The following is a 6221-nucleotide window of genomic DNA, read 5'->3' as shown; positions in this document are numbered from 1 at the left end:
CCCTTTTCCGGCTTCGTCGGACTTTCTCCTGAAGGTGAAACGTCTCATTATGATTTGTGTGTCGCATTGCTTTTTCATCCTCTGCTGTTACTGACTCGCTGGAGCAGCTCGTGTTCGCTATGCACCCCGCAGGCGGGTGGCAGAATAAACCTTGAACTTGAGAAATACGTTCTTTCCATGCAAAAAGCGCAGGGCCCACAGGCTCACTGCGCTTTTTGATGATTGATTAATAGTTTACGAAGACTTCCACGTTCTGTCTTCCGAAGTTATAGCATTCTTCGAAGGTTTCCATGCAGAGGTCGATGCGGTCACCGATAATGGCGCCTCCCGTATCGGCTGCCACTGCTTCGCCATAATTGGGAATGTATACGGTGGAGCCCAGGGGAATGACTCTGGGGTCTACGGCTACGGTACCATGGCCGGCTCTTGTACCGGTGGCGGTGATTCCGAATCCGTCGCCGTCAGTAGGATGGTAGGCGCTGGCGCTCATGTTCTTCACATAGCCCATGGTGCCTTCCGCATCTCCCGTCTTGGCAATGCCCGGTACGCCGTGGGTCAGGACTTTAACGTCACCGGCTTCGGCCTTGATGACTTTGCCGTCGGAAACATATTCTTCCATTTCTACTTCCCGCCGGCCCGGTGTACCTTCCTGCACAACTTCCATCTGTCCCGGTGCCAGGCTGGCATCGAACCATTTGTTGTAGTGGATGGGAATAGACTCCGTACGGTTCACCACGCGGGCTGTGTAGGGAACGACATGGATCTGCATGCCCTGGGTGACCTTCATCATGCTGTCTTCAATGGGCATCATTTTTTTCCAGTCAAATCCCGCTTCATTCACCACACCCTGCACGGTCTGCTGGGTAGTATAGACTGTCCTGGCTTTGCCATTGGCTACAATGGTGACAGGCTTGGCTCTTTCTACCACCACCACAGCGCCGTTTTTGACATCGTCGCTGCTGGTCCAGTACTTATCATAGGCATTCAGGGTAACATCCGAATCGCTCAGTACCTTTTTGAAGCTGTTTGCTCTGGTGGTAACTACTTTTTTATTTTTTCCGTCGTACACCGTTACCACTTTGTCTTCGTCCATAGAACCAAACCCAAAGGCCATTGTCAGGTCCGTCTGGGCTGCCATGGACAGAAGAAGAAGGGAACAGGTGACTGCTTTTATTGTTTTTTCAAAGGCTGCATGTTTCATATGTTTCTCTCCTATGGCAGTCATTCTACCATAGGGAGACATTTTGTCAAATTTCTTGGAGTTTACAAATAAATGATACGTAAAATATCCAGTTATTATCGGTACTTTAATAGATACCAGCGCAGAATTTTTCAGATAATAAAATGATATCTCCAGTCATTAAAATCAGAATTTATCCTGTTTATATCGTATATTTCAGTTTTGCTGAATTGTCAATTTTGTATGTTACCAATGGACATTAGCAATAAATGAGTAATTAATGAACGATGAAAATTCCGTTTTTTTCGTATTTCCGCCCTTTTCCCCTTTTCCAAAGCCGGTATATTGTAAACCGAAATAAGAACATGTCATTTTTTCGAGATAGGCTTTTTTTGTCCCATGTCAAAGCATTTATGAAACTTGCGTTCGCTGATATATTTATGCTTTGTGGGAATTGTAAATGAAAAAATCTGCATTTTAAGCAGTATGTTCCCAAAAACATATGCATTTATTGGCTAAAGTGGATAATGCCCAGGCTTTTCTTTCACCCGTTTTTCTACTGTCCCGAAAAATTCATTCCTGCCTGTCTATCATTTCCTGCTACTGATTTCCATTTACTTTTGAGAACCTCCTGGAAAGCAAAACAAGACGGTAAACAGCAGGCTGTTTACCGTCCATAAAATAATCTGTGAAATTCAATGCCGCCCTGGTATCAGTGTTTTCCGAAAACCGGCATATAGGGTTCCATTTTCTGGGCCAGAGTCAGTTCATCTTCCCGGTCTCTCTGTTCAGCCAGTTCCTGGAAACGGGCCTGGGCCGCCACCTTGTTTTCCGGAGCGATGAATTTCCGCCAGGTACCGTCGGACTGCATGATATGGGCTTTCTGGTTGTCCGCCAGTTCCAGGTCAATCATGGATTTCAGACGGTGGCAGATATCCGGATCTTTCACGGGAATCATAAGTTCCACCCGGTCATTCAGGTTTCGAGGCATCCAGTCCGCACTGCCTATGTAGAGTTCTTCCCGTCCGCCGTTGGCAAACCAGAAGACGCGGCTGTGTTCCAGGAAACGTCCCACCAGGCTCCTGACCGTAATATTGTCGCTGATGCCGGGAATGCCGGGGATGATAACGCAGATACCGCGTACAATCAGTTCAATCTTGACGCCGGCCCGGGAGGCTTCATACAGCTTGGCTATGATTTCCTTATCCAGAAGGGAGTTCATTTTTGCAATCATATGGGCCGGTTCTCCCTGCAGGGCAAAGTGGATTTCCCGGTCAATCAGTTCCATGCACCGCTGGCGGAGGTTGATCGGCGCTACGATGAAGGAGTCCCAGATAGGCGGGTCGGAATAGCCGGAAAGCAGGTTGAAAAAGGCGGAGGCATCGCTGCCGAAGCGGTCATTGCAGGTAAAGATGCCCAGATCCGTGTACAGCTTGGCAGTAGAGGCATTGTAGTTGCCTGTAGCGACATGGACATAACGGCGGATGCCGTCCTTTTCCCGGCGGATGACCAGGGTACACTTGGAATGGGTTTTCAGGCCCACCAGGCCGTAGATAACGTGGGCTCCCGCTTTTTCCAGACGTCTGGCCATAAGGATGTTATTGGCTTCATCAAACCGGGCCTTGACTTCCATGAGTACAGTAACCTGTTTGCCATTCTGGGCCGCTTTTTCCAAGGCCTGGATAATGGGACTGGAGGAAGAAACGCGGTACAGAGTCTGCTTGATGGCCAGCACATTGGGATCAGACGCAGCGGATGCCACGAAATTAACTACGGAATCCTCGAAGGATTCATAGGGCAGATGAACCAGCAGGTCCTTTTCCCGGATCATATCAAAGATGCTCTTCTGATTGTCCTTGCCCAGCTGGATCATGGACCAGGGACGATGCGGATGGGCTTCCGGATAGCGCAGGCTGTCATAGCCCTTGATGCCGCAGAAGGAGAAAAAGGCGGTTACATCCAGCGGACCGTCGATTTCATACATATCTTCCGGTCCCAGGTTCATTTCTGAGGTCATGAAACGGCGCATGAAGCGGCTGGTGCCTCTTTCAAATTCCAGACGCACCGCTTCCCCGCGCTGTCTCTTTTTCAGCTGTTTTTCCACTTCTACCACCAGATCCTGGGCATCTTCCTCGTCCAGGTTGAGATCTGCGTCTCGGGTAATGCGGAAAGGGCGGGCTTCCAGCAGATCATAGCCGATGAAAAGCCGGGCCGCAAAATGGCACAGAATCTGTTCCAGGAACATGAAATCATGGCGGGAAGGCTTTTCCGGATTGTCCGGCAGGCGGATAATCCGGGGCAGTACGGAAGGTACCGGCACAATGGCCGTTTTCACATCAATATCGTTTTCCTCATCCAGGGTCATGTCCCTTTCATTCCGTTCCAGCAGCATGGCAATGTTCAGGCTCTTCGATGCCAGGAAAGGGAAAGGATGGGAGGAATCCACCGCCATAGGCGTAACAACAGGGAAAATTTCCCGTTCAAAGTAATCGTCAAGCCACTTCATCTGCCGGGAAGAGGCTTCTTCCGGCCGGATGAAATAGAGTCCTTCCGTTTCCAGCTCTTTCAGAATCATCTTCAGGTAACGGTACTGCCGGGCCACCAGGCGCTGGCAGGTGTCAGAAATGGCTTCCAGCTGCTCCTCCGGCGTCATGTTGGCAATATCCCTGCGTTTGATCCCGTTTTCTTTCTGGTGCTTCAGTCCGGCCACGCGGATCATGAAAAATTCATCCAGGTTGGAGCTGGTGATGGCCAGAAATTTCAATTTTTCAAGGAGCGGATTATTGGGATCCACCGCTTCCTGAAGAACTCTCCGGTTGAACTGGAGCCAGGACAGTTCTCGATTCAGATAATACCGGTGGTTTTTTACATCAACGTCCATAGTTACCTCCGTTCAAGCTTGGCTTCCATACCAAATATATTTTCAAAAAATTCCTTTTCCTTATCAAAAAGCCATGTTTCCAGGGCCGTATTCTCATCGCTTTCATATTCGATGACAAGCGTATCCTTGATAATACGGGCCGATACATCCTTCAGCTTCTGCTTGCGGGACATGTCCATGGCCCGCACCAGACGGAAAATAGCAATCAGCTTCAGGGCTGTCATTTTCGATTCATCCGACAAAATCCGGAAGGGTTCATCATCATCGCTGGGCATGCCTTTGTGGTCATAGTAAACGATGCAGGCCACAATGTCCTTTTCCTTATCGGAAATCCCGAAGATATCCGTACCCTTCACCATGCTCCAGGCCTGGATGGAGGATCCCAGAAGATTGACGTACTTGCCGATCTGGTACAGGATGATAGCCATGCGGAGCAGGAATTCATCCCGTTCGTTCAGCCCGTTGTACCGGTCAAAAGCGCGGATGATATGGTAGCTGTAGAGCTCCATGGCCCTGGCGTGGTCCGGTTCATAATAGTAGGATGCCGCAATGGAGCGGGTAAGCTCCAGATTCTGGGCCCGCATATAGAGCAGTGCCGGATCCTTCGTTTTCTGGGCGCCGTAGAAAAGACTGGCTGCCTCCACGAAGGTCATGCCCATGAGCACTACATTTTTCATCGGCACATTATCCAGTATTTCCTTATATATATGAATGGTAGGCGATACCACTGACGCCAGCGCTTCATCCACATGGTATTTCTGCCTCAGCATGGAGGTGGAAAGGCTGCCTGCCTCTTCGTAGAAACGGAGAATCCGGTCTTTCCTGACTTCCGTGATTTCCTTATCAACCGCAAGCCCCATGAGTCTGCCTACAATCCGCGCTTCCCGGCCGGACAGGATGACCGTATCAATATCATATTTCCGCACCGTCACCCACAGCGGTTCCATGATGGCATGAATATATTCTCCCAGAGCCTGGGGAAAATCCATGGAATCCCTCTGGTTCAGCTTGAAGGTTTCCAGAAGGCGCAAAGTGCCGATGTGCACGTTATGCTGATAGCACAGAGCGCCCTTCTCCCATACCGTAAGTCCGATGCAGCCGGACGTGATATCTACAAAGAGGAAATTGTTTCCCATCCGTCCGTCAGCCGCCTTGTTGTACTGCTTGAACTGGTACTGGAGGCCGAAATGCTTGAAATAGATTTCCTGGGGCATATCCACGACCTGTACATTAAATCCTGTATTCACCCGGATCAGGTCCAGAATAGACCGGCAGTTTTCCGCCTCCCGGAGAACGGCAGTGGCATACACGGCATACACCTTCACCTGGTAGTCCATAAGCAGCTGCTTCAAACCTTCCAGCATACGGCACAGCTTCTTGATGGACGGGAAAGACAGCCGTTTCTGGTTAAAGACTTCCTCCCCGAAGGTGGTGTCCTTGCGGACAGATTCGATGACCCGGATATCCTTCACATTGTTGTACTGCACAATGCGCATGGATAAATTGGATGATCCGATATGAATGATCCCATAAATAAGCGGCTTTTGATCCGACATGGCGAACCCCCGTTTCTATTTTAAAATTCCGTCAGGAACAGAACACTTCGCTACCCTGTTTTTCCTGTCCCATTATGTATTAGCCTACACCCTGAAAGTAAAGCCTTTGTAAAAGGGCAAACTCCAGCAAAAGGGATGATTCCCCGCCTCAGGGGCAACATATGAGTATTTTCTATTATACTATTATTGTATCATATCTTACACCCTGCAGGGGAATGATACCGTTGTAAAAGGGGCGTAGAACAGTGGATAAAATGAAAATGGAGAGCTGTTTCCGGTTTCCTGTTTCTCGGGAATTATTAATGCTAACGAGAGGTGGTTATATTCCTGTAATGATGATGAATTGTATTTGCCCTTCCTGCCTGAAACAGTCATTCCGGCCGGCGGAAAGAAGACGTCTGCCGCATCTTCACCCCCTTTAATTCCTTGAAGATCATATTATTTGAAGTTCCAAATTTCATGGAGTTCAGCTATAATGGAGGAAAAGAGCCCTTCAGGCAAAGATGCAGTAATTTGAAACAGAAGCTCAAAAGAGATCAGCCGAAAATGCCGGAAGAACACCGGTTAAATAAAAAAGCCGGTATATTTTGACATGTACTGTATG

At 48.9% G+C, this 6221-nt stretch carries 4 protein-coding genes; 1 reads left to right on the top strand and 3 read right to left on the bottom strand.

Annotated features, from left to right (window positions below; all coding sequences use genetic code 11):
• Window positions 1-219 (top strand): hypothetical protein (locus ACI4N7_RS02200; protein ID WP_439731735.1); only part of this gene is annotated, 219 nt, incomplete at its 5' end.
• Between the two features lie 7 nt (window positions 220-226).
• Here the strand turns inward: ACI4N7_RS02200 and ACI4N7_RS02195 are convergent.
• From ACI4N7_RS02195 to ACI4N7_RS02185, 3 genes are all read right to left on the bottom strand, one after another.
• Window positions 227-1201, bottom strand: coding sequence for a 3D domain-containing protein (locus ACI4N7_RS02195; protein ID WP_439731734.1), 975 nt, complete (start codon window positions 1199-1201; stop codon window positions 227-229).
• Between the two features lie 691 nt (window positions 1202-1892).
• Complete coding sequence (gene ppk1, locus ACI4N7_RS02190) at window positions 1893-4061, bottom strand: polyphosphate kinase 1 (protein WP_439731733.1); 2169 nt, start codon at window positions 4059-4061, stop codon at window positions 1893-1895.
• Between the two features lie 2 nt (window positions 4062-4063).
• Window positions 4064-5617, bottom strand: a complete 1554-nt coding sequence (locus tag ACI4N7_RS02185) for a Ppx/GppA phosphatase family protein (protein WP_439731732.1) — start codon at window positions 5615-5617, stop codon at window positions 4064-4066.
• Window positions 5618-6221 lie beyond the last annotated feature (604 nt).

The sequence above is a fragment of the Dialister sp. genome (genome assembly GCF_051885895.1).
GTDB lineage: Bacteria > Bacillota > Negativicutes > Veillonellales > Dialisteraceae > Dialister.
Note: the sequence above shows the minus strand (reverse complement) of the source record. Positions and strands in the feature narration are given on the sequence as shown.

What these genes read in the sequence shown, in the direction of transcription:
- ACI4N7_RS02195 (WP_439731734.1), bottom strand. Translation starts at nt 1,201, where the DNA reads ATGAAACATGCAGCCTTTGAAAAAACAATAAAAGCAGTCACCTGTTCC.
- ppk1 (WP_439731733.1), bottom strand. Translation starts at nt 4,061, where the DNA reads ATGGACGTTGATGTAAAAAACCACCGGTATTATCTGAATCGAGAACTG.
- ACI4N7_RS02185 (WP_439731732.1), bottom strand. Translation starts at nt 5,617, where the DNA reads ATGTCGGATCAAAAGCCGCTTATTTATGGGATCATTCATATCGGATCA.